Genomic DNA, 2,439 nt, shown 5'->3' with positions numbered 1-2,439 from the left:
GGACCGAGTCGCTGATCCTGATCGCCAGCGCCGATGTGCTGTTCACGGTGGAATTCCTCCAGTTGCAGGATCGACTGTTCGGGGCGATGGGCACCGTCCTGCTCCTCGGCACCGGCAGCTACCTGAGCTTTTTCCACAGCGCCAAAGCACTGGCCGTGCATTCGGTGTGGTCGCTGCTCTCGGTGGTGGTGTTCTCGGTGCGGATCGCCACCGGCGGCGGGAGCATCGAACTGGCCCTCGCGGTCGCATTACTACTCGCGTCAGTGGTCAGCGCGGTGCCCGCGTTCCAGCTGCTCTATTCGCTGCTGCGCACCGAGTCGCAGTCGGACCCGCTCACCGACCTGCTGAACCGCCGCGGTCTCGAGAACCGGCTGCAACAGCTGATGGACCGCAATCCCGCGATGTGTGTCATCTGCTTCGACCTCGACCGGTTCAAAAGCGTCAACGACACCTGGGGCCACCGCATCGGCGACATCGTCTTGATGCGCACCGCCCGGCGGCTGCGCGATGCCGCCGGGGAGATGGCGGTCGTGGCGCGGACGGGCGGGGAGGAATTCGTGGTGGCTGCCCCGATCTCCGCGGCCGCCGCGCGCAGGGAAGCCGAACGGCTGTGCCGAGTGGTCGCCGAACCGCCGGAAACCACGGTGGCTGTCACCGCGAGCGTCGGTGTGGCGATTTTCGACGCGACGATCTGTCCACGCTGCCCCTGCCCGACCGCGGACCGACTGCTGCAATCCGCCGACGCGGCGATGTACCGGGCCAAGCAGTCCGGCGGGAACCTGGTGGTGGTGGACGAACTCAGCCCGCCGCCGGACCACCGCCACCCGGACGACCCGGACAACAGCCGGTAGCGCCGATCGTTGCCCGGCGATCAGGCCGCCGCCGCGCCGGACCTGTTCGCATCGGGCACGATGGTGATCATGGACCTCCGCATCTTCACCGAACCCCAGCAGGGCGCCGACTACGACACGTTGCTGTCGGTGGCCCGCGCCGCCGAGGAGCTCGAATTCGACGCGTTCTTCCGTTCCGACCACTACCTCGCGATGGGCGATGCCTCGGGCCTGCCCGGCCCGACCGATGCCTGGATCACCCTGGCCGGGCTGGCCAGGGACACCTCCCGCATCCGGCTGGGCACCCTGGTCACCGCCGCCACGTTCCGGCTGCCGGGGCCGCTGGCCATCCAGATCGCCCAGGTGGATCAGATGTCGAACGGGCGGGTCGAACTCGGTCTCGGCAGCGGCTGGTTCGCCGCCGAACACGCCGCGTACGGAATCCCGTTCCCGGACAACAGGTTCGGCCTGCTCGAAGAGCAACTGGCCGTCATCACCGGACTGTGGGACACCAAGCCGGGGGCGACGTTCAGCTTCGAGGGCGCCCACTATCAGCTCACCGACTCCCCTGCCCTGCCCAAGCCCGTGCAAGACCCGGTTCCCGTGATCATCGGCGGCAACGGCAAGGTCCGCACCCCGCGCCTGGCGGCCCGCTATGCCACCGAGTTCAACATGCCGTTCGCCTCGATCGACGACAGCGCCGCCCAGTTCGACCGCGTGCGCGCCGCGGTGCGCGCGGCCGGGCGCACCGACGAACTGATCTACTCCAACGCCCTGGTCGCCTGCGTCGGGCGCACAGACGCCGAGGTAGCGCGCCGGGCCGCCGCGATCGGCCGCGAGGTGGACGAACTCGCGAGCAACGGCCTGGCCGGCTCGCCCGCCGAGGTCGTCGACAAGATCGCCCGCTACCGCGAGATCGGCGCGAGCCGGATCTACCTCCAGATCCTCGATCTCGCCGATCTCGATCACCTGGAACTCATTGCCGCCGAGGTGCAATCGCAGCTCTGAGATCGATATCGCGGTCAGGGAAGCAGACCGAGGGCGGTGCGGCCGACCACGTCGAGGATCGCGTCGGTGTTGGGGGGATGGAGTTGTCCGGTGCGGACGTCGCGGTAGAGGCGTTCGAGTTCGTTGCGGCGACTGACCGACGACGCGCCGACCACCTGCACCGCGGTGTCGACGACGTTCTTGGCTGTCCTGGTGGCGAATTCCTTCGCCGAGAACAGACGCGGAACCGCCCACACACCGAGATCGACGCCGACGTCCGCGTCCCGGGTCGCCGTCTCGAGCAGTGCGTACGCGGCGTCGAGCTGGATTTCGGCTTCGGCGATCTGGCGTTGTACCGCCGGTTTGCCGGCGTGGGCCTCGACACCAGGGACCAGCGAGGAGCGGGTGCCGGCGTGCAGGATCGCGACATCGAGCGCCCGCCGGGCGATCCCGAAGTAGACATTGGCCAGCAGCGGCAGATACCAGCCGAGGATGCCGTTGATCAGCGGGGGGTAGGCACCGCCGGGCGCGTGCGTTCCCGCGAGCGTCGCGGCTTCGGCACGCGCGTTGTCGAAGATCGTGTCGTCGCTGCGGGTCGCCCGCACGCCGAGGGTGTCCCAGG

Annotated in this window: 3 protein-coding genes; 2 read left to right on the top strand and 1 reads right to left on the bottom strand. The window is 69.0% G+C overall.

Going from position 1 to position 2,439, the window contains the following annotated elements:
* On the top strand, positions 1-851 hold an 851-nt coding region (locus ACFWF3_RS32235), incomplete at its 5' end, for a GGDEF domain-containing protein (protein WP_379317605.1).
* A 69-nt stretch (positions 852-920) separates the two neighbouring features.
* Positions 921-1,838 carry an LLM class F420-dependent oxidoreductase gene (locus ACFWF3_RS32230; protein WP_379317607.1) on the top strand — a complete coding sequence of 306 codons (918 nt, stop codon included), beginning with the start codon at positions 921-923 and terminating at the stop codon, positions 1,836-1,838.
* 14 nt (positions 1,839-1,852) lie between these two features.
* Here the strand turns inward: ACFWF3_RS32230 and ACFWF3_RS32225 are convergent.
* Positions 1,853-2,439, bottom strand: a 587-nt coding sequence (locus ACFWF3_RS32225) for an acyl-CoA dehydrogenase family protein (RefSeq protein ID WP_379317603.1), incomplete at its 5' end; no start/stop codon positions are given.

Origin of the sequence: Nocardia sp. NPDC060220, from assembly GCF_042727815.1 — a bacterium.
In the GTDB taxonomy this organism is placed as follows: Bacteria; Actinomycetota; Actinomycetes; order Mycobacteriales; family Mycobacteriaceae; genus Nocardia.
The sequence above is the reverse complement of the archived record's forward strand: the minus strand, read 5'-3'. Positions and strand labels throughout refer to the sequence as shown.